The organism is Sodalinema gerasimenkoae IPPAS B-353, assembly GCF_009846485.1.
Lineage (GTDB): Bacteria > Cyanobacteriota > Cyanobacteriia > Cyanobacteriales > Geitlerinemataceae > Sodalinema > Sodalinema gerasimenkoae.
The window spans coordinates 4,589,736-4,615,856 of sequence record NZ_ML776472.1; the positions used below are offsets into that span (position 1 = coordinate 4,589,736).

The window sequence follows — 26,121 nt, forward strand, 5'->3', positions numbered from 1 at the left end:
CGAGCAGCGCCGTTAGATCGCCGTTAGAGTTGAGAAGGGTTATGGATTCTGTTAAGGATAAGATTGTTCTTGTGACTGGGGCAAGTAGTGGCATTGGGGCTGCTTGCGCCAAACGCTTTGCTGAAGCGGGTTCGAGGCTGATTTTAGCGGCTCGTCGGGGCGATCGCCTTCAGGAGTTGGCGGGGAATCTGGATCGCCAATGGGGAACGGCGGTTCATTGTCTGACCTTGGATGTGCGCGATCGCCATGCCGTGATGAGTCAGCTAACGCAACTTCCGGCGGACTGGCAAGCCGTTGATATCCTGGTCAACAATGCTGGACTGAGTCGGGGCCTGGATAAACTGCAAGAGGGTACTCTCGATGATTGGGAGGAGATGATTGATGCCAACGTCAAGGGGTTGCTCTATGTGACGCGGGCCATTGTCCCCGGTATGATTGAACGGCGGCAGGGCCATATCCTCAACATTGGGTCCATCGCCGGCCGTCATGCCTATCCTCGGGGGAATGTCTATTGTGCCTCGAAAGCGGCAGTGCGAGCGATTACTCAGGGTTTAAAACAGGATTTGCTGGGGACACCGATTCGGGTGAGTGAGATTGATCCCGGTTTGGTGGAGACGGAGTTTAGTGAGGTTCGCTTCCACGGCGATCGCCAGCGGGCCAGTGAAACCTATCATGGGTTAACGCCTCTAACGGGTGAGGATATTGCCGATCTCGTCTGGTTTTGTGCCACGCGCCCCTCCCATGTCAACATTAGTGAGATGCTCGTGGTTCCCACGGACCAAGCGACGGCGACCCAGGTTTATCGGCGGTAATTGGCTCTGGCTAGATAAAGAAATCATAATTATTGTGGCTAAACTTGTATCTTTGGCCACTCGGGAAGGGGCAGTTGATACAATGTCAAGCTGCATCCCCCCTAACTATTATTGACTATGACAACCGATAAACGATACGTTTTAGCCCTTGATTTGGGAACCACGGGAAACCGGGCGATTCTCTTTGATCGCGATGGGGAAGTGGTGGGACAATCCTATAAAGAATTGAAACAGTACTATCCAGAACCGGGCTGGTTGGAACATGATGCTGTCGAGATTTGGCAAGATACCCTCGGCTGCGCGGAAGATGTGTTAGATGAGGCGAATGTCAGTGCCAAAGAGGTGGCAGCCATTGGCTTAACGGTGCAGCGAGAAACTTGTTTACTCTGGGATAAAAATACGGGCCGACCCCTCCATAAAGCGATTGTTTGGCAGGATCGCCGCACGGCCCCGCTGTGTAATTCTCTCCGTCGTCAGGGAAAAGCGGAGTTGATTCAAGAACGCACCGGTTTAGTGCTCGATTCCTATTTTTCGGCGACAAAATTGGTTTGGCTCCTCGATTGGGTGCGGGAACGTCGTCCTCAAATTGACTTTGATAATGTCATTGCGGGAACGATTGACTCTTGGGTGTTATGGAATCTCACCAATCGCAAGGTTCATGCCACGGACAGCAGTAATGCTAGCCGCACCATGTTAATGAACCTAGAACGGGGGGATTGGGATGAAGATTTACTGGATTTGTTTGGCATTTCTCCCCATATGATGCCAGAGATTAAACCGAGTTTAGGGGAGTTTGGAACGACGGATCTTTTTGGGGATGAAATTCCCATTATGGCAATTTTTGGAGACCAGCAGGCGGCGTTGTTTGCCCATGGCTGCGATCGCCCAGGGTTGCTCAAATGTACCTATGGAACTGGCTGTTTTCTGATTGCACAAGCGGGACATCAGGTGGCGCGATCGCACAATCAACTCCTCTCAACGGTGGCCTGGAGTCGACCAGATTCTGCTAACTACGCCATTGAGGGGGCGATGTTTACCGCCGGGGCCTGTATCCAATGGCTGCGAGATGGTTTACAACTGATTGCCAGTGCAGCGGAAACAGAAAACCTAGCTCAACAGGCTCAGACGAATAACGGGGTGTACTTTGTCCCGGCGTTGAGTGGGTTAGGCGCTCCCCATTGGGATATGAATGCGCGAGGTTCCTTCCAAGGGATTACGGGGGGAGTGCGCGGTGAACATATGGTGCGAGCGGTACTCGAGGCGATCGCCTATCAGGTGAAGGAAGTCGTCGAGGCCATGAATCGCGACTGTGAGGACCCTGTCAGTCGCCTTAAGGTTGATGGTGGGGCGTCCCAAAATGACTTCCTGATGCAGTTTCAGGCGGATTTGTTGGGGATTCCGGTGGAACGCCCCAAAATCCTCGATGCGACGGCTCAAGGGGCAGCCTTTGGGGCAGGATTGGTCAGTGGCTTCTATGATAGTTACGAACGACTGATTGAGCGTCGACAAATCGATCGGGTGTTTGAACCTAGTGAAAATGCGCCCCAGGTGCAGGAACAGTATAAAACTTGGCTCAAAGCCGTTGAACGAGCCAAACATTGGATCGAAGATGCCTAGACCCCTAGACGCCTGAGACAACAACAAAGCCTAGGAAGGTCAGTGATACCGTTCCTAGGCTTTATGTTTTGAATAGTTTGAGGATGGGGATCATCCCTCAGAGGTGGCGTCGCTTATTCGAGGGGAGTGATTTGTAGGCGATCGCAGCCGATGGAGTCGGCCAACACGGCACTAGCCATGGCACCACTGTAGACTTCCAATTGACCTTGTTCATAGGCCTCAAAAATCAAACGCTGTCCCGGAAACACAACCCGCTCGAAATACCAATTGGGGATGTTGGAAATCCGGACAACTTGAACTTTTCCAGTTCGATTGGTGTAATAACAGAGAATGGGGTTCTCTTTGAGAGTAGCCACATTCGGGGTAGAAGTCATTGCAATGGTCATTGTTTTAATTTGGGGGATTTATAGGGCGACTCGTTAGAGTCAACTCTTGTGAAAAAGGACGGCGATGTCTAAGAGCGATCGCCAACTGAACCAGGAGTTTGTTAACATACCCCCTATTCTAACGGGGATCAGCGGATCTTGCTATGTTCATATTAAGCTGATCCCCCCCCCATTGTGCCTCTATCTTAGGGCTGAACTTGCCGCATCATGGTAGATTGAGGCGATCTCCGGCTTGGGATATCCCGATTCAGAATTGTCTCGGAGATCTCTTAGAGATTTCCGGGACTCTCTGGGGCAATGGCTTCTCCCGAAGCAGGTTGTAAATCGTTAAAATTGAGAAGATCGCTAAATTTTCTCAGGGTAATTCCCTTATTTTGAGCCGCTTCCTGTAATGCCGCCATAAAGTGCGAGGAATCCTCACCATAGCCACAGTGTTGTGCGGCAGTCTCTAGCCCTTCTTTGGCGTTGGCTTGAGCACAATTGAGTAAATCTATACCAGTCAGGGGGGTCGATTCCATAATCAATACTCCTACTATCCTTGGTTTTCTCTAGGCTATCGCAATTTGGAGAAGGCAGTAGGCAGTAGGCAGTAGGCAGTAGGCAGTAGGGGGGAGAAGAAGGCAGTAGGCGGTAGGGGGGTTTTGCGTTCCTTGACCGGAATTTGGCATAATTTCCCTGGGGGTTCTGGGCGATCGCTTCACCCTGGATTTTTTTGAGTCATAGCAAATAAGACGATTGTAAACGCTAAAACCTTTAATTTGATAGGATTAACTTAAGTACAATTTGTCCACGGTCAACTGTCCATTATCAATTATTATGAGCCAAACTCCTAGCCCCAAGCCGGCCCAAAATGTATTAGGACAACGGTTAGATTTCTGTTGTTCGTCGCCCCGCACCGGATTCTATCGAGATGGGTTTTGTAATACGGGGCCTCAGGACTTTGGCAATCATACCGTTTGCGCTCAAGTCACCGAGGAGTTTCTGGCGTACACGAAACAGCTCGGCAACGATTTGAGTACTCCCGTTCCTGCCTATCAGTTTCCTGGCTTGAAACCGGGCGATCGCTGGTGTCTCTGTGCCTCTCGCTGGCAGGAAGCCATGAGTGCCGGGGTGGCCCCGCCTATCGTCCTGGCTGCCACCCATGAAAGGGTCTTAGAGACCATTCCCCTGGAAATTCTCCAAGAATATGCCCTAGACTCTGGGACTTAAGCCGATATCTCTGGGTTTAACTGGGCTTGCACATGATGCCAGCGAACCCCATCCAAACCGGGTAACACCCAGTCCGCTGCCCCTACCTGGGCCGCATCTCCCAAGCCAATCACGCGCATTTGGGCGGCCCGGGCTGCTTCCACCCCAGACTCAGCATCCTCAAATACCACACAGTCTTGGGGGCCTAACCCTAACTGTTGGGCCGCGTAGAGAAAGACATCGGGGGCCGGTTTTGGGCGATCGACATCATAGACATTAGTAATCACGTCGATGTCCGAGGCGATACCCAGCTTTTCAATGACGATATAGACATTTTGGCTGGCTGAGGCCACCGCTGTCTTAATCCCCGCCTCCCGTAAATCGTTCAAAAATACCTGCACCCCCGGTAACAGATACTCCGCTGTCATGGTGTCAATAAAACTACGGAAATAGCGATTCTTGCGTTCCAAGAGTTCCTGTATTTTAGCTTCGGGTAAGACCCGGCCCTGCAAAATCCGTAACAGGGAGTCTCGCCGCGAGAGTCCCCGCAAGGCTTCGTTGGCCTGACGATTGAAGGGAATCCCCTCCTCATCTGCCAGTCGTTGCCAGGTTTGATAGTGAAACTCAATGGTGTCGGTCAGGACACCATCCATATCAAAGATGACACCTCGCAAGGGACGGCAATTGACAGGGGCCAGAGAATCAGAACGAGAGCGGGTCATAATCAGGGCCTTAGCATGACATTTCAACCCCAGATTAGTCGAAAATGGGGCTGGAGCGACGGACTACGCCTCCTGCTTATTCACCTTTTGGTTTAACTCCCGAGTGCGGCGGGAGAGGAGGCGAATGATGTTGATGGCGATGCCGGGAGTTTCATCGATGGCATCATAGAGTTGTTGCTGCGTCAGCATGAGACATTCACAGGGTTCGCAGGTGGTGACCGAGGCGGAACGGGGTTCAGCATCAAAGAGGGACATCTCACCGAAACAAGCCCCCTGGGGCAATTTGGTGATTTCAGTCTCGCCGATATGAATGCGGACAACTCCGGACACCAGAATATAAAGCGATCGCCCCTCCTGTCCTTCAGTAAAAATGGTGTGATTACTGGGGAAGGATAACTCATCCATCACCGAGGCGAGACGCACCAGAAAATCGTCCCGTAACTCCTTAAAGATGGGAACACCTCGCACAAATAACAGCCGATCAACACTGGTTAGCATGGGGGATTAGAACAGCAGGGGAGAACGTTATAGCCCTTGGGGTGACGTCGGCGACTCCGAAGACGACGACGCTACGCCAAACTGCACCATCATCTCCTGGACTTGAGCCGCCACGAGAGGATCAGGGTCATGTTGCAGTTTCGGTAGCAATTCTATCAAGGCACGGGGAGAGGCGACCTGCAAATAGGCTAAAACCGCCTCTCGAACAAACCCCGTGGGATGGCGCAATCCTGCCAGGGTCTGATCGGTTCCCAAACTCCAGCGGGCCAGACGGGCCACATGGAAACATGAGGCCAGGGGCCAATCCGAGAGGAAATAGCGCAACTCTAACAACACTCGCAGCCGTTCCCGGGGAGGAAGGGGGTGATAGTCAATCAAATCCGAGAGACTTTGGAGTTTCTCCATATCCCCCTGACGATCCAAAATATTCAGCAAGGCCCGTTTACTGGGAATATCAATGGTGTTGTCGAGAATCTCTAAGCCTCGCGCCATATAAGACCGAGAACCGGACTTGAGGTTAAAGGCCGCCGCCTGAATCGAACTAAGAGGATAGAGGAACTTCATCAACAAGAACAGTCGTTCAATACTATCATTGCGAATATCCTCTAGGCTATTGCAGAGCAATTGTAGGGCTGAGTCAGCGGTCAGTTCCACGTAGCCATTGCCATTGTGCAATTCTTCTAGGGAGTCCTCGGGCCGACTTGTCTGGAAGTCGACTAGGGCCGCATAGAGTTGTCCCAGGAACATCAATTCCTGATCGATGAGAATTTCCACCCCACTGCGTCCGAGGCGATCGAGAACTCCCTCAATCCCTTTCTCGTCGGGTATTTTTAAGAGAATCCGTAGGATATTGCGGCGACTGGTGGCCCAGGTGGTCATCAGATGCTTGACGAGAGTATCGAGGGCTTCGGGGGTACCAATCTGGCCGACGGTGTTCCAGGCGTACATCCGCACCAAATCTGGTTTGTGGGTATCTTCCCCGAGTTCCACCAGGCGATCGAGAATATCATTGCCCAAGCGGACTAACGAGTGCATCGCCGCCTCACGGGTGGATTTGTAGGATAGTCCCCGCAGCAGGGAGGGATAGTATTCTTCGAGTTCCGTCGAGGCGATCGCCTCTAACAGGGCACAGCGCACCCGCAGGGACTCATCCTGAAGCAAATTGGGCACATAGAGGCGCAACCCTTGCAAAAACTCCGCCTCACCCAAGGCCCGAGTTCCCATGACCCGTTCCCGTTCCTGCTGGTGAGTGAGCATCCGCCGTAGGGCGTTGGTGGCCTCGGCTTTTTGCTCCCGATTGCCCTTACGCATAATTAGCGAGGCCGCCGTCGATCGCACCACCGGATCGACTTCTGGCCGCAGATAGGGGCGCAGTTGCCGCATATCGGGGGCATCTTCGGTTAACCAGATATAGCGCAGAGCCAGGGCCAGAATTTCGGGGGGTTGGGGCCGTTCAATGAGAGCGCGAACTTGGGGCAGATGGTCGGTTTTGGGGGCATTCAGCATCACCTCCAAACTCTGACGTTGTAAGGGAGGCGACAAATTCACCAACAGGGGGGCCAATACTTCCCCAACGTTTTTCGGGTCAATTTGGCTGAGGAGTTCCACACAGGAGCGTTTGTCGGCATCTGATTTCTGCTTTTCCAGGGTTTCGACCACCGAGCGTTTCAGGGCCCGGAAATCCACATCCGAGACGCCCAAACGTCCTCGCTCCGCACTCGAAACGAGCAAGCCCACATAGCGCGATCGCATCAACCAGATGGCCAACAGCCAGGCAATGGCCACCAGCAGCACCAAGGAGACAAAAATTGAACTTTGTAATTCCAGCCAGCGTTCGGTGCCGACTAAACGCCGTCCGCCCCAAATAGCCAGCCACATGACTGCCCCAGCGACCCCCGTAGCCACAGGTTTGGCGACCCCATTCACCAGGGCCTGTAAGCCGTTACGCTGGCTTTCAGGCAGAGGCTGGAACAGAACCGGCCCCGTTCCTTCAATCAGGGTATAGTGCAGCAACTCATCGACAAACTTAATGCCAATGACCCCAAAAAAGATTTCAAAATTCCCCATTGCAGATCCCGTCAGGGATAACACACCAATGGTGAGAACCAAGGCCGGCAGAATTCCCCCGGCATAGAAGACTCCCATCCGTTCTACAAGCCGGCTGGAGGCGAACCATTGGGTAATCAACTCAAAAATCCCCAGAAAGCCGTTAAATAGCCCTAAAAAGCGGGCAATCCCACTATCAAAGTTTGAGGTCTCATTGAGATCCAACAGGCCGAGGAAGATCGAGGCATTTTGGCTGAGTTCTCCCGCCTGGGCTTCTACCTGTAACTGGCGAAAGAAGAGTTCGATTTCACTAAAAAACTGAAATTCAATCAGAACATAGAGGGCTTCAACCAGGACGAAGAAGCTCACCAGTAGCCAGACATAGGTGCGTAGCGGTCCTTGGAAGCGGCGGGTGGTGAAGTCTGAGGGATCTTCCTCCTCCGTGCGCCGGGCGACATCGGGGAAGGCCTGACGGTAGTTTTCCGTCAGATACAGCAGCAGCAAGGCGCCCACTACCAGCATAAAACAGGCCACAAACAAGACATTGCGCACGCCAAAGTTAGCAATGACCACAGGCAAAGAAAAGCCCCCCAGCACATCGGCTAGGAGGATACCGCTACTGATGATGGGATAGGTTCGCTTAATCTCCCGGATATTAAAAAGCTGGTTGGCGGTGATGGAGGTATTGAGGTCATTGAGGATATAGGCCCCATCAATCCACAGCCGCATGGCGAACACCGTCAAGCCGAACAAGAGCGGCATTTCTAGGCCAAAGCGAAACACCACGGCCGGCACCGCCATGAGGAGAGCAATCACCACGATCGCCCGCCTCATGGGTAAAATCTCTTGTAACCAGGAGTAGAAGAAGCCTAGCCCGGAGCCAATGGCGGCCCCGGCAATGTAGATAATCGTCAGGGACTCGGCGCCATAGCGGGCCAAGAACAGTTCGTAGGTGACGGCTTCTAGCCACAACAGTCCAATGGAGGTGGCTGTGTAGAAGGCGAACATCAGCAGGGTTCGCTCTCCATCCTCCGGGCGCAGGTTAAGCCACTGCAACACCTTCTGTTTCCAGCCCCCTTGGTTGAATTGCCAGTTTTTAAGTTCCATTCAGCCTAGCTCGTCCTGATGTCGGTGAGTCGCAGTCGCCAGCCGCCCGAGGGCCATCGTTAATCTGAAGTCTGGGCGAGAGGCCAGCCTGGGCTGGCCGAGGAACAGGGGACGCTAAGGGTCACGAGTTCACCCCTCGCGGATGAGTCGGGCGCACGACCTGCTGTCCAGTGTAGCCTCTCGGCTCACCAGAATAAAAAGACATAAGAGCGATCGCAGATGAGGGGGGTCCCAACTGCCTGACCGTTCAGAACCAAGCGGATCGTACGTTAAGACTGTTTTTTCGGAGCCAGCATCATCATCATGCTGCGTCCTTCTCGTTTTGGCCGTTGTTGCACTTCAGCCATATCGTCGAGGTCTTTGGCCAGCCGTTCGAGCAGTTGATAGGCCAGATCCGTATGTTGGATCTCCCGTCCCCGGAACATCACAGTTGCCTTGACCTTGTCTCCACTCTTGAGGAACCGTTGTGCCTGCTTGACGCGCACCATGTAGTCATGGTCTTCGATTTTGTAGCGCATCTTCACTTCCTTAAGTTCGGAAGAGTGTTGTTTCTTCTTGGCTTCCTTGTTTTTCTTCTCCTGCTCAAACTTGTATTTGCCATAGTCCATGATCCGACAAACCGGGGGATCGGCTTTGTCGCTGACCAAGACCAAGTCCAAGTCTTTCTCTTCGGCAACGGTAATCGCATCCGCCGGTGTCATAATCCCCAACTGTTCGCCGTCTGTGGCAATGACCCGGATTTGGGGGAAACGAATCCGCTCGTTGATTTGGGGTAAGTCCCGTTGTCGTTTTCTTCCGATTGCAGGCATATGTAATGGGTTTAAGTGTGTTTAGATGTGAGTTCGTGTCGGTGTTAGAGGGAGCTGAGGGGTTGGTGAGGTTGTCAGAGCGATCTCGCTCTTCGTAGTGACATTTTACTCGCAATACTTTAGATCGGGGTCAAATTTAATAGAAATTCTCAATTCACACGGGGCGACCCTGACCCAATCGGTGAGGAGCTAGATCGCACAATCCCAGCCAACGTCCTGCGTACCAGCTTAAAATAAAATCCTGGCTCTTGCCAACTTAATCCAAGTTCTCTTACATTCGCATCCCTATCTTGACCTCCTCATCGTTGCCCTCATCCTTTCCTGCCCTCGGTGAAATTCGCCATTGGCGCTGGCGGGGCTGGACTATCCCCTACAGCTACTATCCTAGCCCTGAGCCTCAGGCCACGCCGCTGGTCTTAATCCATGGCTTTGGTGGCTCCATTGGCCATTGGCGACATAACCTAGCGCCCTTGAGTCAGCAGCATCCCGTCTATGCCCTGGATTTGTTGGGCTTCGGGGACAGCAGCAAGGCGGCAACCCGTTACGGTGTGCCCTTATGGGTTGAGCAGGTGTCAGATTTTTGGCGCCTCATCGTCCGTCGCCCGGCCGTGTGGGTGGGTCATTCTATCGGCTCACTGGTGGTGGTGCTGACGGCGGCTCGGCATCCGGAGGCAGTCCAGGGCTATGTGGCCATAACCCTACCAGATCCAGCTCTGCGGCGGGCGCTCCTGCCCTCTGTGTTGCGGCCGCTGGTGGGGGCAGTGGAACGGCTGTTTACCTCGCCGTTGCTCCTCACTCCGCTGTTGTGGCTGATTCGTCCCCCTCAGCGGCTACGGCCCTGGGCCCGCATTGCCTATGAGAACCCTGAGTTTGTGGATGAGGAGTTGCTGAGTATTTTTTCACGACCGGCCTATGATCGCGGTGCGGCTGGGGCCCTGTCACGGTTGGCTCGTGCGGCCAGTGACGTGGAATTTTGCCCGCTCATCTCCGAGGTGATTCAGGAAATTTCTGTCCCCGGATTATTGGTCTGGTCGAGGGGCGATCGCATGGTTCCCCCAAAACTGGCGCGCCCAGAGCAATTTGGCCAAGGTCAAGACAAGCTGGAGCTACGGGAGTTAGACTATGGGGGGCATTGCGTGCATGATGAAGCTGCCCCCCATATCAACGCCATCATCTGTGACTGGGTTGCATCTCAATTTCCAAAGGCGTCACGAACTATCCGGTGATCGATCGCCCCTGAGCGTAGGTTAAAGGGAAAAACAGCCGAGGTTCTGACCCTCTCGCCCTGTCAATGGCGAATTTTTTATGCTATTTTTCAACGCAGTTTGCCCAACACCACACACAATTGGTTTTGACTCGCCGACAACCGGGATCAGGGCAACTGTAGTTTCCCATGGTTCCAGTGTTGTGCAGTCCAGCCCGCAAGGAGAAATATGCCCAGAGTTCACTGGTGGTTATCCAGTCTCACAAGTATTTTGATGGTGGCTCAATTGGCCCCAATCGCCGAGGCCAAGTCCATCAACCCCTCAGTTCCTGAGGCGAAAGCACTTGGTTTTGACTCGACCGAAACCTCCAAATCCCTGAATGTCGCCGTGGACTCTCAAGGATCAGAGGATGACCCCTATCTCGGTCAATCGCCGCGATCGCAAGTGGCCACGATTGAGGCGATCGATATTACCGTTGAGGGGAATCGAGTCTTAATTCGTGCCGATCGCCCCCTCGATCAGCGCTCCTATTGGGATCGAAGCACCCTGGCGTATCAGATTGAGATTCGCAATGCACAATTGTCTCGGGATTTCCAGCGTCCTGATGCCAGTGATAGTGAGGCAATCTCCTGGATTCGTACGGAACAGGCGGACTCCAACACCGTCATGGTGCGGGTGATGCCAGCCCCCCAAGTCTCCATCGGCGAGATCAATCAGCCGAGTCCTAGCTTATTGTCCTTGGAACTCAACGGCTATCAAGCCCGGGGGAACTTAGCGGCGCCGAATTTGGGGGCCAACCTCTCGAATCAGAGGGATTTGGGAGATATCCCCGATGGTCAGATCGTGATTGTCTTAGATCCCGGCCATGGGGGTCGTGACCCCGGTGCGATCGGCATTGGTGGACTCAGCGAAATCGATATTGTCAACCCCATGTCCCACCGCGTTCGTGACTTACTCGAAGAACAGGGGGTGCGGGTGATTATGACTCGCGAGGATAATCGCACTATGGATTTACAGCCTCGGGTTGAGTTGGCGAATCGGGTCAATGCCAATTTATTTGTGAGCTTACACGCCAACGCCATCAGCATGAGTCGCCCCGATGTCAATGGCATTGAAACCTACTATTTCCAGACTGGGGAACAGTTAGCACGGACTCTACACAGCAGCTTGCTCGATGCTACCGGTGGCCCGGATCGGGGGGTACGAACGGCCCGCTTCTATGTCCTACGCCATACGCAAATGCCAGCGGTTTTATTGGAGTTGGGGTTTGTCACCGGCTCTCAAGATGCGCGTCGCTTAGCTGATCCTGAGTATCGTGAAGTGCTGTCTCAGGCGATCGCCCGTGGTATTTTGCAATATGTTCGCCAGCATTGCCCCGGTCGCTTCTGTTAGGGATGCCGGGATGGGCTGGGGGACTGATATCACTCGCTTGAGCTGATATCGGTCTCAGAACGATTTTCGGACAGTTTTTGGACAATTCTATGACCAACCATAACCAACCGATTGGGGTTTTTGATAGCGGTGTTGGCGGTTTGACCGTTCTCCGGGCCATGTATCGACAACTGCCGGATGAGTCGGTTCTCTATTTCGGGGATACGGCTCGTCTCCCTTACGGAACGCGATCGCCCCAGGAAATTTTGCAGTTTGTGCGAGAAATTCTGGTCTGGATGGCTCAATCTCGGGTCAAAATGGCGATCGTTGCCTGTAACACCAGTTCCGCCTTAGCCCTAGAGGCGGTGCGGGGTGAGTTTAATTTCCCCATTTTGGGGCTGATTCTACCGGGAGCGCGAGCGGCGGTGGGCTATGGACAACGCATTGGCGTGATTGCCACCCCAGCCACGGCCGCCAGTGGTGCTTATCGCCGGGCCATCTTGGAAATGAATCCCTCGGCTGAGGTTTGGGAAATGGGTTGTCCTGAGTTTGTCCCCCTGATTGAAGGGAACCGGATTCATACCCTGCAAACTCGTGAGATCATCCGTGAGTATTTGCAACCCCTTCTTGCTCAGCAAATTGATACGTTGGTCTATGGTTGCACCCATTACCCCCTACTTGAGCCGGTGTTACGGCAGCTTCTGCCTCCAGAGGTGACGTTGGTGGACCCGGCCACCTATGTGGTGCAAGCGGCGGCTCAGGAGCTAGATCTGTTGGGATTGCGGGCTACTCCTGGCCAAGCCACAACTCAGTTTGGGGTGAGTGGCTGTCCGCAGGCCTTTGCCAATCTATCTCACCAATGGTTAGGGTTTGTGCCTCAGGTGGAGGAGGTGGCGTTACCCCACGTCGGCCCTCCCAGCCATTCCCAGGAGTCGGTGGTGGATGAGGTCTGTCCGGTTGTAGAATCAAGAGAGGCGAGCTGATCGCTCTCCACAGTCCTGGTGTCGTTCTGGCCAGGACACGATGATCGGCTTTTCCTTGGTTCTTTATTCCTTCATGCCCTGTTATGTTCTTCGGATTTAAAAAAAAGCTCACGTTACCGAATGCCAATGAGGCGCTACCCGGCCGTCAGGAGTCAATGCCAGTTCCTAAGCAGCATTTTGTCCTCAAAACGGCTCTCAAACCTCCTTATCCGGAGGGAATGGAATTAGCTCTGTTTGGTCTAGGCTGTTTCTGGGGGGCTGAACGCTGTTTTTGGCAACTCGATGGGGTCTATAGTACTGCGGTGGGCTACGCGGCGGGTATTACCCCAAATCCGACCTACCAAGAGGTCTGTTCGGGTCAAACTGGACATAATGAGGTGGTGCGCGTGGTCTATGATCCCAAGCAGGTCAGTTATGAAACGCTGCTGCGTCGGTTCTGGGAAAGTCACAATCCCACTCAGGGAATGCGTCAGGGAAATGATGTGGGAACTCAGTACCGCTCGGGGATTTATGTCTATTCTCCCGAACAGCGGCAACTGGCTGAAACTTCTCGTCAACGCTATCAGCAGGCGTTGAAAGAGGCGGGCTATGGCGAAATTACCACGGAAATTATTGAGGCTCCTGAGTTTTATTTCGCTGAGGAGTATCACCAGCAATATCTGGCTAAAAATCCCAATGGGTATTGTGGCCTCGGTGGCACCAATGTGAGCTGTCCTGTGGGTCTGCAACAGACGGTTTAAGTCTGGTTCGCTCACAGATCCAGGCTAGGGGCTGTCAACGGTAATTAAGGCGGTTTCATCGTCGGGGCGTACGTCCACGTAGAGGGAACCGTCTTGAAAATAGCCCCAGACCGTTAGGATGGCGATCGCCAGGGTTAGGCTGATGCTGATCAGGCATTCTAGTTGACAGTCCGATGAGCGGCTGCGTTCCATAGTGGTAGACTCCCTGCTCGTCACGACAAACCCCTTTTGACGGTCAGGTGGCGGGCATAATAATTACAGTAGGTGTTGAGTTTAGATTACAACTCTAATAGTCCTAGCTTACCCGTTTAATCAGGAGTTTGGCTCCTTAAATCTACGGAATTTAATTAAAGAAATTGTAAAAAGAAATAGAATTTTGCGAGAAATTACTGATGTGAGATGGCGGGTCGGAGAGGGATGTTAAAGCCGGGCTAAACTCAAGAGACGGTCAACGGAGACCCTCTCCTCGGTCAAGTTCCCTCGGCTAGGATAGAGTAGAGTGGGGCAACGGTCTGGGTGCATATTTTGCCGGTTAGGTTAAGAGGATCGGGGCCCGAGTTGGTCCGTGGGACTCTATTTTTCGCTCATCGACGGGTGTCATTGCCCTAACACCCGATTTACTACATTCTCGCTATGCCCAATTTTCAGTGGACATCTTCTGGGGGCGAGTCGACACACCCAAACCTATCCTCCGAGGAGGAGTTGGGGTCTGCGATGCTACCCTCTAGCGACGATAATCCTTCTCCAGTCTTGCAAACGACCCGTGATGGGGTCATTCGCTATGGCAACCGAGCGAGTGAGCCGTTGCTTCGATGTTGGGGCTGTGGCCTGGGCGATCGCCTCAGAGGACCGTTGTCAGGGGCGATCGCCCCCACGAGTGCCACCGCAGACTGGCGAGAGATGACTTGTCGCGCCGGGTCCCGTGATTATCAGTTTAAGGTCGTGCCGGTGGCGTCGGGGCAGTTGGTGAATCTCTACGGTTGGGACATCACGGGCCAGCGTCAGGTGGAACAGACACTTCAGGGGGTCAGTCAGAAACTATCTTATATTTTGGGTCAACGTCAGGCTCGCCCTCGCAACAATAGCCAAGAGCTTCAGTTAAAGATTTGGGAATGTCTCTCGGTTCAACAACATCTACGGGAGCAACAACGTCAACTCAATGCAATTTTTCGCGAGGCGGGGATTGGGATTGCGCTTCTAGATGAGCAAGGACGAATTTTACGCACCAATCCCGCGTTGCAGAGGATGTTGGAACGGCCCGAAGAGGGGTTGCAGGGGACGAATTTTTTAGAGGCGATCGCCCTTCAGGATGCTCTCGATGCTCCCCTAGCTGAGGCGGAAGCGGCGATTCAAACGGCGATCGCCCAACGAACCTCGTTAGCAGGGAAACTAGAAGTCTGCTGTCAGAATCAAAATGGGGTTAGTTTCTGGATTAGTTTAGGCTTATCGGTGATTCAGGTAGTCGGGGCTGAGCCTCACTGTTTTGTGGTGCTGATTGAGGATATTAGTGAGGGCAAACTCTCTCGGGATGCCCTGCAATTGACCCAGTTTGCCATTGATGCGGCGGCGGATATTGTCCTGTGGATTCTTCCCTCGGGCCAGTTTGCCTATGCCAATGAAGCTGCCGCTCGGGCCTTGGGTTATGATGCCGAGATGTTACTGGGGCGATCGTTCCAGGACATTGCTCCTGATTTTGCCACGGCGAACTGGGATGAGTTTTGGCAGAGTATGCAGCAACAACGGTCTTTTGCCTTTGAAACGCGACTGCAACGGGGCAATGGTGAGATTTTTCCGGTGGATTTGACGGTGAATGGGATTGAGTTTAATCACCATCAATATATTTGTGCCTTTGCGCGGGATATTACGGAACGCAAACAAACCGAAGAAGCCCTGCGGATGGCTCAGGAACGCTCGGAACGGCTGTTGCTCAATATTTTCCCTGCTTCGGTGGCCAAGCAGTTAAAACAGCAAGCTCGGGATGAGGGACAGATGGGGGCCGCGATCGCCCAACGCTTTGAAGATGTCACGGTTTTGTTTGCCGATATTGTGGGCTTCACCAATCTCTGTTCCCGATGTACCCCTTCGGATTTGGTGCATATTCTCAATGAGATTTTCTCGACCTTTGATCGCCTCACTCAAGAACGGGGCCTGGAAAAGATTAAAACCATTGGTGATGCCTATATGGCGGTGGGTGGACTTCCCGAACCCCAAGAGGATAATGCCGAAGCCTTGGCCGAACTGGCTCTGGCGATGATGAATGAGGCGGCCCGCTTCTCCGCCCAGAGTGGGGAACCGATTATTTTACGGGTGGGATTGGCGACGGGGCCCGTGGTGGCTGGGGTAATTGGCTTGAACAAGTTTAGTTACGACTTATGGGGGGATACGGTGAATTTAGCCAGTCGGATGGAATCCCTGGGGGTTCCTGGCTGTATTCAGGTCACTCAGGAGACCTACCAACGTTTGCGCCATCGCTATGTGTTTGAAAAACGGGGCAAACTTCAGGTGAAGGGAAAAGGGGAAACCATCGCCTATTTACTCAAAGAACGTCGCTGATGGCTCAGTTTGCTAGGATTGCCTGGATCACTTTAAGATAAAGAAACTTTTGGGGTCTGGAGCGGTTATGGTGGTCTCTCAACAAACCTATGCCATTGAACTATATTTCGATGAGCGCGCCTCGGCCAAGGTGCGTCAGCTTTGGGCCCAAGTGGGGGCGATCGCCCCGTCGATGGCTGAGCGCGTTCATAGCCAACCCCATTTAAGCCTAGCGGTGCTTCCCAATGCTGATTTACAGGTTCTACCCAAAATTCTAGACGCCATTGCTCAAAGTGAGTTTTCCTTTGAGATTCAGTTTTCCTCTGTGGGGTTGTTCTCAGCTGCGGGGGGTGTGGTCTTCCTGGCCCCGGTGGTCACAACCCAGTTACTTCAGTTACATCAGCGAGTTCATCACCATCTTGAGGAGATCGGCGCGGATACTGTGGCCTATTACCGCCCCAAAGCCTGGGTTCCTCACTGTACCCTGGCTCGGGAGTTATCGCCTCCGGAAGTCTTAGAGGCGATCGAGGTGGTTCGTCAGAATAATCCCTTTTTTAAAGCCAGAATTTTTGCGTTAGGACTGGTGGAAGCCCCCCCGGTTCGTCAAATTTGCTGTGTCCCCTTTCGCACTGAATCATATAAGTTGTGATAGAGTGAGGAAGGGATTTTTACGGGTTAGTCAATTCGAGGGAAATGCTGAACGTATGGATTTTACTGTAGCGATTCGCACCTACAATGGTGAGGCACGAATTGGGGAAATATTAGAACGTCTTAAAGCCCAGGCTCAAACCGATGAGATTGAGTGGGAAATCGTGGTGGTTGATAATAATAGCAGTGACCAAACCGCCGCAATTATTCAATCCTATCAAGAACATTGGCCCTCCCACTCCCAGCTTCATTACTTTTTTGAACCCCAACAGGGAGCGTCCTATGCTCGCGCCCGTTGCATCAAAGAAGCTCACAGTGAGTTAATTGGCTTTCTCGACGACGATAATTATCCGGCTGAAGACTGGGTCTTTGAAGCGCATCAATTTTCTGAAAGCTATCCTAAGGCTGGAGCCTACAGTGGTCAAATTCATGGGGACTATGAGATAGAACCACCCCCAAATTTTAAACGCATTGCTAATTTTATTCCTATCATTGAGCGAGGTAAAAACCCTCTTTGTTATACCTCGTATAAATATGCCCGTAAAAAAGTGTATCCTCCGGGGGCAGGCTTGGTTATTCGTAAGCAGGCTTGGCTAGACAGCGTTCCCAAAAAATTAGTGTTACAAGGTCCCGTGGGAACCTCCTTAAATGCGAAAGGGGAGGATATTGAAGCCCTCTCTTATCTGGCGATGGCAGGTTGGGAAATTTGGTATAATCCCAAGATGCACATCTATCATCAAATTCCCGCTCGTCGTTTTGAACGAGATTATCTCATTGAGTTTTTTAGGGGGGTGGGGTTGAGTCGTCACCGAACCCGAATGTTGAATTATAAGCCTTGGCAGAAACCTTGGTTTACGGTGGCGTATTTTGTCAATGATTGTCGGAAGCTGTTACGTCATGCGTGGCAGTATCGGGATGTGTTAGAGGATGATGTGGTTGCCGCTGCTGAGTTACAGTTTTTCAAAAGTTGCTTAGTTAGCCCTTTGTTTATTTGGAAAATGCTCTATATCAGTCGAGATAAACGCTCAAAGCCCTAACCTTCACTAGAACAGACCCTTCAGTTTGAAATAGTCCCTTCAGAAATTTTTTATGCACCGGATTGCTGCAACCCCTGGCGGTTGGACTCCTGACAGTGATGGAGTCATTTACATCCAACAAACTCCCGCCCCCATTGTCTTCATCACCGCCGCCGACACCGACATTCAAACCCTCTCCGTCGCCAGCCAACAGCTTCCCGCTGACTTTCCCGAGATGCGGGTGGTGAATCTGCTGCAACTGCAACAGCAACTCACTCTGGATACCTACGCCGAGGAGGTGTTGTCTCAGGCTAAGCTGATTATCCTGCGGCTGCTGGGGGGACGGGCCTATTGGAGTTATGGGTTGGAGGTGTTGCGGGAAACCGTGGAGATGAGCGGGGCCCACTTAATTGTTATGCCCGGCGATGATGGCATTGACCCGGATTTATGTAGTCATTCTACTGTGCCGCTGACCCTTGTGAATCGGCTTTGGCAGTATTTTAATGAAGGAGGGGTTCGCAACTTTTGTAATGGCCTGAAATATGCCCAGGATAAGTGTTTAGATGGGGAAAATTATCCCCCAGAACCGCAATCTGTGCCTCGGGTGGGACCCTATCGGGTGGCTGAGGTGAAGGGGGCGATCGCCCGTGTGGGGATTATCTTCTACCGCGCCCATTACCTCTCCTCGAATACAAAGCCTATTGACGCCCTTTGTCAAGCCTTAATTCAAGAAAATTTACAGCCAGTTCCCCTCTATATTTCCTCTCTGCGAGATATGCAGGTTCAAGAACAAGTCATTGAGGTATTTTCTCAAGTTGACCTGATTCTCAATACTACCGGATTTTCCCTGGCTAAACTCGATCGCGAACAGCCCAATCTTGACCTCTGGCAAACTCTGAATCGCCCCGTGTTTCAGGTCATCCTCAGTGGCGGTGGCCGGGAACAATGGGACAGTGAAGTCCGGGGATTGTCGCCGCGAGATGTGGCCATGAATGTGGCCTTACCGGAAGTCGATGGCCGGATTATTACCCGGGCCGTGTCGTTCAAACAAATGTCCGAAAGAGACGATCGCCTCGAAACGGAAGTTGTCCGCTATGAACCCGTCGGCGATCGCATCCACTTCGTTGCTGAACTGGCAAAACATTGGGCCAGCCTCATCAAAACCCCCGTTAACCAGCAACGGATTGCCCTGATTTTGCCCAACTATCCCAATAAAGATGCCCGATTGGCCAATGGCGTTGGCTTAGACACCCCCGCCAGTACCGTCGAAATCCTCAAAAGCCTCAAAACCGCTGGCTACTGCATCACAGACGCGCCCCAAACCTCCGAGGACTTGATGACGCTTCTCACTTCCGGCGTCACCAACGATCCCGAAAGCTTCCAAATGCGCCCCGTCTATCAAACCCTCTCCCTACAAGACTATCAGCAGGCCTTTGCCCAACTCCCCGCCGCTGTGCGTGAGGGAATCGAACGCCGCTGGGGGAAACCCTCTGGGGACTTTGCGATCGCCGGTATCCAACGGAGTAATCTCTTCATTGGCATCCAACCGGCCCGAGGCTACGATCGCGACCCCAGCCTAAACTACCACGCCCCCGACCTCGAACCCACCCACGACTATCTGGCCTTTTACATCTGGCTACGACACCAGTTCCAGGTTCAAGCCGTCGTCCATGTGGGCAAACATGGCAACCTGGAATGGCTACCGGGCAAAAGTGTCGCCCTCTCCAACACCTGTTACCCGGAAGCGGTCTTCGGTCCCCTACCTCATTTCTACCCCTTCATTGTCAACGACCCCGGCGAAGGGTCTCAAGCCAAACGTCGCAGTCAAGCGGTCATTTTAGACCATCTCACACCCCCAATGACACGGGCAGAACTCTATGGCAAATTAGATTGTTTAGAAGGCTTGATTGATGAATACTACGAAGCCGAGAGCTTAAATCCCACTCGTCTCAAAGACCTTTCGGGCCGCATTGAACGCCTGATTCAAGAGGAAAACCTCCATCGGGATTTAGGACTGAGTGAGGATTTAGAAGAAACGGTCCTCATGACCCAACTCGATGGCTATCTCTGTGAACTCAAAGAGGCCCAAATCCGCGATGGCTTACATATTTTTGGAGTTTGTCCTGAAGGAGACCCATTACGAGATTTAATTGTCTCCATTGCCCGCTGTCCGGGACGGGGACGAGTGGGCTTAACCCAAGCCCTGGCGCAATCCTGGGGCTTGGACATCGACCCCCTCACCACTCCACCCACAGACTCCTTAGAGGGGCGATTCCGCAATGTGGGAGATGCGGTGGCGGCGTTAGAAGCCGAAGCCGCGCGACTGGTGGAGGGATTGATTGCGGGAACACCGAGTCCAATGGCCGCCCCAGTTCAGGAGTGCTTGCAATGGATTGACACCGTGTTACTGCCGGCGTTGCGGGGCTGCGATCGCGAACTGATCAACCTAGTTCGGGGTCTACGGGGTGAGTATATCCCCTCCGGGGCCTCCGGCGCACCCACTCGCGGCCGTCCCGAAGTTCTCCCCACGGGGCGTAACTTCTATTCCGTGGATATCCGCGCCATCCCCAGTGAAAGTGCTTGGGATGTGGGACGTAAGGCGGCTGAGGTCTTAATTGACCGCTATACCCAGGAAAACGGCGAATATCCTAAAACCCTCGGCTTGTCGGTTTGGGGAACCTCGACCATGCGCACGGGGGGCGATGATATTGCCCAAGCCCTGGCGTTACTGGGGGTCCAGCCAATTTGGGATGGTTTAGGGCGGCGCGTGGTGGATTTTGAGATTTTGCCCTTGTCGGTGTTGCAACGGCCCAGGGTGGATGTGACGCTGCGGATTTCTGGGTTTTTCCGGGATGCGTTCCCCAATTTAATTGACTTGTTTGATGCGGCGGTGACGGCGGTGTCTCAGGTGTCTGAGTCTCCTGAGGAGAATCCCTTGGCGGCCCAGGTGCAGCAGGAGGCGGCGTTTTGGCAGGGTCAAGGGTTGACGGAGGAGACGGCCCAACGGCGATCGCGTTATCGCGTCTTTGGGTCCAAACCGGGGGCCTATGGGGCGGGATTACAGGGGTTAATTGAGTCGCAAAATTGGTCCAGTGAAGCGGATTTAGCCCAAGCCTATATTAACTGGAGTAGTTACGCCTATGGGGGGCAGGGGGCGACCTCAGAACCTGAAGCCTTTGCGGCGCGATTGCAACAAATGCAAATCGTGTTGCAGAACCAGGATAACCGCGAACATGATTTGTTGGATTCCGATGATTACTATCAGTTTCAGGGAGGCTTAACGGCGGCGGTGCGTCAAGCGCGAGGAACCACGCCGGAGGTCTATTTTGGGGATAATTCTCGGGTGGAAAATCCCAAGGTGCGATCGCTGCGGGAGGAAATTGCCCGAGTCTATCGTTCGCGGGTGGTGAACCCCAAATGGATTGAGGGCGTGATGCGTCATGGCTATAAAGGGGCCTTTGAGATGGCGGCGACGGTGGATTTCCTCTTTGGCTATGATGTGACGACGGGGACGGTGGAGGAGTTTATGTATGAGGGAGTCGCCCAAGCTTATGTGTTTGATGAGGCGGTTCAGGAGTTTGTGCGACAGAAGAATCCCTGGGCGTTACGGGATATGGCGGAACGACTGATTGAGGCCCATCAACGGGGACGTTGGCCTTCGGCGAAGCGAGAGATGTTGGATGGGTTGCGAGAGATTTCTCTGGAGGCGGAGGAGAAGATTGAGACCACGTTATCGAGTCAGGAGGGATGAAACATGAAGACTAGATTTGAGGTGAGATGAGCTATTGTCGCGATTCTTGAGATGTTATAAAACTACAACCCTCTTCAGATACAAACGTTTGTAATACCATTTTTCAAAATGCTTGCTATACATCCGATACCGAGGAGGGCGAACAGCCGTTCGCCCCTACAGACATCTATGGCACGACTTCTGAAAATTGGTATAACTTCCCTGATTCTTAAGGTTTAGTTGGTAACTAGACCCTGGGATTTTGCTTTATAATGAAATCATGACTTTTAGTGATGGCGGAATTTTTTCATGTCAACTCAAACCCTAACCAATCCCATGCAAGCGATTCCTCAAATTTTGCAATTATTGGAACAGGGAGAGGTTGTGATTATTCCGACGGCTACAACCTATGCCTTTGTCTGTGATGGGGAAAATGCCAATGCTGTCGCCCGGATTCACCAATTGAAACGGTGGTCGTCTCCTAACCCGCTGGCCGTCTTCTCGACACGCGATCGCCTCAGTTCCCTAGCTCATATTAACGCCGATGCTGATCTGCTGCTGCAACAATTTCCCGCTCCACTGACCCTAATTCTGCCAAAAACCGACAAGGCCCCCGCCCCTGTCACTGCTGGCTATCCCTCGCTCCTTGTCTGTTGCCCGGATGAGTTTGTGCAAAAACTGGTTGAATCAACCTCCCTCATCCTAGCGGGGGGATCAGCGAGTCTCTCAACGGATCTCAAAGCCACGAACGCCCGTTCGGCGATGCAGCTTTTTGAGGGTGAGGTTCCCCTGATTATCGATGGGGGTCCTTCAAAATATGGCCGTGGGGGAACGATGGTAGATTGCACCCTCGATCGCCCCACGATTCTCAAATATGGTCCCATCTCGTTCGATGATTTGCGGCCACTTCTGCCCAATATTGAGCTACCGTCCCATATGCGGAAATAGATTCATCTAGCGCCCCGTCATGCTCCCTCTGAGATACCTCAGGGGAGGGCATCCCCGGCTTCAGAGACTCGGGTGTTTGACAGGGTGTCTTTTGATTTCTGTCATCCCAAAAATTGACTTAAGTCCCTGTTGCCCAAGGATTTTACTGCGATAGAATTGATGTACCAGTCAATCTTGAGACCATGATGGTGATTGCAGCCTCAGATCCCCCCAGCCGAGTTCAACCCCAAGGTGAACAGCGGGTTGTCTTTCATGATATGGATTGGGATGGCTATTTGAATCTATTAAGGATTTTACCCCAATCCCGAAGTTCTCGTTTAACCTATGATAAGGGTCTTTTAGAAATTACCATGCCCCTAGAAGAGCATGAATTTGCTCGCTGTTTAATTGAGCGATTTATTGTAATTTTGGTGGAAATGTTCGGGCTATCGTTAAAAACTATGGGGTCAACGACGCTCAACTATCCCCAATTCCAAAAAGGTGCAGAACCGGATCAGGCCTATTACATTCAAAACCAGCCTTTGGTGAAGGGGCGGTCTATTGATTTAGCCCAAGATCCGCCCCCGGATTTAGTGGTTGAGGTGGATATTACGCATACAGATATTGCCAAAAATCAGTTTTATGCGGGTTTAGGAGTGCCGGAGTTTTGGCGCTTTGATGGACAGATTTGGCGCATTTATCAGCTTCAATCGGGGGTGTATGTGGAGGGCGATCGCAGTCCGACGTTTCCCCAAGTTGCCAAGGATTGGCTGTATGAGTTCTTGAGGATGGCCCGAGAGGATGAGATTCAGGCGATGCGATCGCTCCGAGACCGTTTGTCAGTCTAACTCGAATTCGTTAGGGGGGACTTGGACTTATTTGTGGACTTTTGTAACAAAACGCAGCCGATGACGTAAAACTCGCTGTTTGTTGCCGATAGACCGATAGAACCTTTCAGTCAAGGAGTTTCAACGATGGTTTTAGACATCGTTACACAAGATGGGTTTGACTTCGGAATTGGCACTGATGGCGATGATGTAGTCATCATGGCTCAGTTGCCAGGAGATCAGTTAAGCCAGTTACGTAGTTCACCCTTTACGGATGCGATCGCCCTCTTGGGAGGGAATGATTATTTCGAGAATGACGACACGGGACGAATTGTCTTCGGGAATGCCGGAAACGATACCCTAATTGGGGGTGCGGGTAATGACACCATCGCCGGTGGTCGTGATGATGACTATATTGACGGTCGAGGCGGTAATAACATCATATTCGGCAATATCGGCAATGATACGGTCATTGGCGGCTCGGGTAACGATACAATTTTTGGTGGACAGGGGAATGATATCCTAATTGGCGGCCCAGGGAATGATGTCTTGTCGGGCGATCGCGGTTTCGATACTCTAACCGGGGGTGGAGGAGCCAACCAGTTCTTCCTGCAAGCCTCCAGTGCTAATCGTGATGTCATTACCGACTTCCAACCTGGAGTTGATAAACTTCGTCTTCCTGATGGAGTGTCTAACTTACAACTCAGGCCATCCGGAAACAATGCCGAAATTATACGGAACGGTGAAGCGATCGCGACCCTCAATGATATTGATCCGTCTTCCCTAACCCGCAATGACTTTATCGGGCAAATTGGAGAAATCAGTAATCTCTCCCCTGACGGCCCCAATCCAAATTTTGAGCAGCAAGTTCTCGAACTTGTGAACCGGGAACGAGCGAAAGAAGGCTTGCAACCGTTAGTTTGGGAACCTTTACTCGCTGAAGCCGCACGGACTCATAGCACCAATATGGCTCTGCAAGACTTTCGCGGTCATACAGGAGCCGATGGGTCACGGTTTACCGATCGCATTCGGGCTACGGGCTTTTCAATTACGGGGGCCTCGGCAGAAAATATTCATACCGGTCCAACAACACCACAGGCTGCTGTAGCCGGATGGATGAATAGTCCTCCGCATCGGGACAGTATTCTCAATCCCGAATTTACACAACTTGGGGTTGGTCACTATTTCTTGGAAAACGATATTGGAAATGAGAACTGGAACCATTACTGGACTAAAAAATTCCATGCGGGCCAACCGTCTATCCAAGAGCCAGACGAGTTTCGCGCTCGGCCCCCAGTTGAGGATCTGCCACCCTTACCTCCGCCACCTGATCAGCCAGGAACTCCACCCCTTCCCAACCCCCCAACTCCAGAAGAAGGAAAGATTCCTGACGGGATTCCGACGGATGACCAAGGAGACCCCCTAGAACCCGACTCCCAAGACCCGTCCCGGTCAGACCCGATTGGAGGTCCTGGTTCACCACCAAACGACCCCGACCCCATAGAACCGGACTTCCAAGACCCATCCCGGCCAGAGCCGGTTGCAGATCCAGCTCCACCGCCTCCAGAACCCACACTGGTTGGCTCTGTGAACCCGGTTGCACCTGTTCCCGGAGCGGCTCCTCCTGGAATGACTTTTCCGGTTCCCTAAAATCAAGTTATGGGCGGCTCAGCTGCCCATAAACCGTACACCGAGCATTTCAAGCTCCCACGATTCACATAGGAAATGGACAACAGTTTCCTATGTGAACCTTTCCCTAACCCCCCATCATCCCCCCACTCAGACGACGCAGGGCGCGATTCGCGACATTAGAATAGCGCAACTCCCCACAGAGGATTTTCAACATAATCTGGGTGGCGATGGGTTGCTTAATCGCCACCTTATAGGCAATCCCAGGGAAACGGTATAACGCCGCCGCCAAACGAGCCGCCCAGGCCATATCCGCGCCCCAGTTCTCCTGAACCGTTTGACTATAGCCCTCCAGGGCGTTGATATCCCCAGAGAGGGCCTGATCAATGGCCTCCGCCGCCGTCATGCCACTATAGAGACAGGGACGAATCCCCTCTGCCGTAAGGGGATCAACAAATCCCGCCGCTTCACCAATCAACAACGCATTCTGACTATGCAGAGGCCGATCGCCATCCCAAAGGGCAAGACTTCCCTCCCGCACCTGCCGATCGCCCTTCGGTAATCCCACCGTATCCGCATACTCCTGCAAGAGGTTCGGCAGTTTCTTATTATCCCCCCCCAAAAAGGTACTCGTACTAATCGAAAAGCCATCAGCCTTGGGAAACTGCCAGATAAAGCCATTCTTCACCTGGCCAAAGGCAAAATCAATCGGGGCCGACTCCGCCTCGGTACTGGGAACCTCTAAGGTGGCCGCTAAACGAGTTTTCGGGGTTTTTAACTTCAACCAGGGGGCTACCGGACCATTGGCCCCATCGGCCCCAATCAGATAGCGCGCAAACCGGGGTTCGCCGTTGGTTTGGATGTGCCAGCGATCGCCGTTCCAGGCAATCCCCGTCACTTCCACCCCCATCTCTACCGTTGCCCCCTGGCCGGCCGCGTGCTCCAACAACAGGGCATCAAACGTATCCCGACGCACCATCCACATCGGTTCCGCCGTCTCCAGTTCCACCAGTACCGGTTCCTCATACTTCCAGGTATAGCGAACCGTCTTCACCTTGCGAGAAATCACCGGCGAAAAATCAAACTCAAACCAGGGGGCGATCGCCGGGGAAACCCCCCCTGCACAAGCGGCTTGGCCAGGTTGGGGGTGTTTATCCAAAACCAGGACCGATCGCCCCCGCTTCGCCAAATGATAGGCGGCGGCGCCTCCCGCTGGACCTGCACCAATAATCACACAGTCGAACAGTTCACTCATGGGTTCACAATGACGTCAGGACAGTAAGCAGGTTCAGCGGTAGCCCCCCGAACCCCGGATAGATACACCCCCA

Annotated in this window: 22 protein-coding genes; 14 read left to right on the forward strand and 8 right to left on the reverse strand. The window is 52.8% G+C overall.

All coding sequences use genetic code 11. From position 1 onward, the window contains the following. Positions 1–41: 41 nt before the first annotated feature. Together L855_RS19970 and glpK are read left to right on the forward strand one after the other, a co-directional pair. On the forward strand, positions 42–812 hold the full coding sequence (locus L855_RS19970) for an SDR family oxidoreductase (RefSeq protein WP_159790686.1): 771 nt from the start codon (positions 42–44) through the stop codon (positions 810–812). 117 nt (positions 813–929) lie between these two features. Beyond that, complete coding sequence (gene glpK / locus L855_RS19975; RefSeq protein WP_159790687.1) at positions 930–2,429, forward strand: glycerol kinase GlpK; 1,500 nt, start codon at positions 930–932, stop codon at positions 2,427–2,429. Between the two features lie 113 nt (positions 2,430–2,542). Here glpK and L855_RS19980 read toward each other — a convergent pair whose 3' ends face one another. Beyond that, positions 2,543–2,803, reverse strand: a complete 261-nt coding sequence (locus tag L855_RS19980) for a DUF1830 domain-containing protein (protein WP_159790688.1) — start codon at positions 2,801–2,803, stop codon at positions 2,543–2,545. Between the two features lie 281 nt (positions 2,804–3,084). Next, a complete protein-coding gene (locus tag L855_RS19985; protein WP_219729963.1) occupies positions 3,085–3,333 on the reverse strand; it encodes a hypothetical protein in 249 nt (82 codons plus the stop codon). Between the two features lie 298 nt (positions 3,334–3,631). Here L855_RS19985 and L855_RS19990 point away from each other — a divergent pair, with 298 nt between their 5' ends. Beyond that, entirely contained in the window at positions 3,632–4,024 is a 393-nt protein-coding gene (locus L855_RS19990) for a DUF2237 family protein (protein ID WP_159790689.1), read from the forward strand. Here L855_RS19990 and pgmB read toward each other — a convergent pair. The 4 genes from pgmB to infC all read right to left on the reverse strand — a co-directional run bounded on the left by pgmB (position 4,021) and on the right by infC (position 9,185). Further along, positions 4,021–4,725, reverse strand: a complete 705-nt coding sequence (gene pgmB, locus L855_RS19995) for a beta-phosphoglucomutase (protein WP_159790690.1) — start codon at positions 4,723–4,725, stop codon at positions 4,021–4,023. The genes L855_RS19990 and pgmB overlap by 4 nt on opposite strands. A gap of 63 nt (positions 4,726–4,788) precedes the next feature. Then, a complete protein-coding gene (locus L855_RS20000) occupies positions 4,789–5,223 on the reverse strand; it encodes a Crp/Fnr family transcriptional regulator (RefSeq protein WP_159790691.1) in 435 nt (144 codons plus the stop codon). 27 nt (positions 5,224–5,250) lie between these two features. Further along, positions 5,251–8,376 (reverse strand): MFS transporter, encoded by a 3,126-nt coding sequence (locus L855_RS20005; RefSeq protein ID WP_159790692.1) that lies wholly within the window; start codon positions 8,374–8,376, stop codon positions 5,251–5,253. A gap of 269 nt (positions 8,377–8,645) precedes the next feature. Beyond that, complete coding sequence (gene infC / locus L855_RS20010) at positions 8,646–9,185, reverse strand: translation initiation factor IF-3 (RefSeq protein WP_159790693.1); 540 nt, start codon at positions 9,183–9,185, stop codon at positions 8,646–8,648. Positions 9,186–9,475: 290 nt separating this feature from the next. On the opposite strand from infC, the gene L855_RS20015 reads away from it, so the two are divergent. The 4 genes from L855_RS20015 (at position 9,476) to msrA (ending at position 13,484) form a co-directional block, all read left to right on the forward strand. After that, entirely contained in the window at positions 9,476–10,411 is a 936-nt protein-coding gene (locus L855_RS20015; protein ID WP_246199209.1) for an alpha/beta fold hydrolase, read from the forward strand. Positions 10,412–10,618: 207 nt separating this feature from the next. Further along, the gene (locus tag L855_RS20020) at positions 10,619–11,782 is read left to right on the forward strand and encodes an N-acetylmuramoyl-L-alanine amidase (RefSeq protein WP_159790694.1); all 1,164 of its coding nucleotides are present in this window, start codon (positions 10,619–10,621) and stop codon (positions 11,780–11,782) included. 89 nt (positions 11,783–11,871) lie between these two features. Continuing rightward, positions 11,872–12,744, forward strand: a complete 873-nt coding sequence (gene murI, locus L855_RS20025) for a glutamate racemase (protein WP_159790695.1) — start codon at positions 11,872–11,874, stop codon at positions 12,742–12,744. 83 nt (positions 12,745–12,827) lie between these two features. Next, positions 12,828–13,484 (forward strand): peptide-methionine (S)-S-oxide reductase MsrA, encoded by a 657-nt coding sequence (gene msrA / locus L855_RS20030; RefSeq protein WP_159790696.1) that lies wholly within the window; start codon positions 12,828–12,830, stop codon positions 13,482–13,484. 24 nt (positions 13,485–13,508) lie between these two features. On the opposite strand, the gene L855_RS20035 is transcribed toward msrA, so the two are convergent. After that, a complete protein-coding gene (locus tag L855_RS20035) occupies positions 13,509–13,676 on the reverse strand; it encodes a hypothetical protein (protein ID WP_159790697.1) in 168 nt (55 codons plus the stop codon). A 441-nt stretch (positions 13,677–14,117) separates the two neighbouring features. Here L855_RS20035 and L855_RS20040 point away from each other — a divergent pair, with 441 nt between their 5' ends. From L855_RS20040 to L855_RS20070, 7 genes are all read left to right on the forward strand, one after another. Next, complete coding sequence (locus tag L855_RS20040; RefSeq protein ID WP_159790698.1) at positions 14,118–16,037, forward strand: adenylate/guanylate cyclase domain-containing protein; 1,920 nt, start codon at positions 14,118–14,120, stop codon at positions 16,035–16,037. A gap of 67 nt (positions 16,038–16,104) precedes the next feature. After that, a complete protein-coding gene (locus L855_RS20045) occupies positions 16,105–16,665 on the forward strand; it encodes a 2'-5' RNA ligase family protein (protein WP_159790699.1) in 561 nt (186 codons plus the stop codon). 55 nt (positions 16,666–16,720) lie between these two features. Next, the gene (hpsE, locus tag L855_RS20050) at positions 16,721–17,701 is read left to right on the forward strand and encodes a hormogonium polysaccharide biosynthesis glycosyltransferase HpsE (protein ID WP_159790700.1); all 981 of its coding nucleotides are present in this window, start codon (positions 16,721–16,723) and stop codon (positions 17,699–17,701) included. Between the two features lie 52 nt (positions 17,702–17,753). After that, positions 17,754–21,431: a cobaltochelatase subunit CobN gene (cobN, locus tag L855_RS20055; protein ID WP_159790701.1), complete on the forward strand. Its 3,678-nt coding sequence runs from the start codon at positions 17,754–17,756 to the stop codon at positions 21,429–21,431. A gap of 288 nt (positions 21,432–21,719) precedes the next feature. Then, the gene (locus L855_RS20060) at positions 21,720–22,358 is read left to right on the forward strand and encodes an L-threonylcarbamoyladenylate synthase (RefSeq protein ID WP_159790702.1); all 639 of its coding nucleotides are present in this window, start codon (positions 21,720–21,722) and stop codon (positions 22,356–22,358) included. Between the two features lie 182 nt (positions 22,359–22,540). Beyond that, complete coding sequence (locus L855_RS20065) at positions 22,541–23,185, forward strand: Uma2 family endonuclease (RefSeq protein ID WP_219729964.1); 645 nt, start codon at positions 22,541–22,543, stop codon at positions 23,183–23,185. 126 nt (positions 23,186–23,311) lie between these two features. Beyond that, positions 23,312–24,814, forward strand: coding sequence for a CAP domain-containing protein (locus tag L855_RS20070; RefSeq protein WP_159790703.1), 1,503 nt, complete (start codon positions 23,312–23,314; stop codon positions 24,812–24,814). Positions 24,815–24,920: 106 nt separating this feature from the next. Here L855_RS20070 and L855_RS20075 read toward each other — a convergent pair whose 3' ends face one another. Continuing rightward, on the reverse strand, positions 24,921–26,048 hold the full coding sequence (locus L855_RS20075) for an NAD(P)/FAD-dependent oxidoreductase (protein WP_159790704.1): 1,128 nt from the start codon (positions 26,046–26,048) through the stop codon (positions 24,921–24,923). Positions 26,049–26,121: the final 73 nt, after the last annotated feature.